This window comes from Micromonospora sp. SL1-18 (genome assembly GCF_047921505.1).
Taxonomy (GTDB): domain Bacteria; phylum Actinomycetota; class Actinomycetes; order Mycobacteriales; family Micromonosporaceae; genus Micromonospora.
On sequence record NZ_JBLROA010000275.1, the window covers coordinates 1 to 252 of the forward strand.

1 protein-coding gene is annotated in these 252 nt (G+C 69.0%); it reads right to left on the reverse strand.

Annotation, left to right across the window (positions count from 1 at the left end; translation table 11 throughout):
- A partial coding sequence (locus ACNAW0_RS30925; protein ID WP_416291568.1) for a zinc ribbon domain-containing protein occupies window positions 1-252 on the reverse strand: 252 nt, incomplete at its 3' end.

Genomic DNA, 252 nt, shown 5'->3' on the forward strand with positions numbered 1-252 from the left:
CTGGTCGCGGTCGCCCTGCCACCCGCAGCTGCCGGTGTTGGGGCAGATGGCCCACTTCCAGCCCGCCACGGTCGGCTTGTCGGGCGCTTTGCAATGTCGTAGCGGCGTCAGGCACTGCGGGCAGTGCTTTGACGTGTTACGGGCGGGGACGGTGACCACGGCGACACCCGCCTCGGCGGCGAGGTGCCGCATACGGTCGACGATCTTTCCGCGGACCTGCTGGGACAGACGCGTGTTCAGGCTACGGCCCAT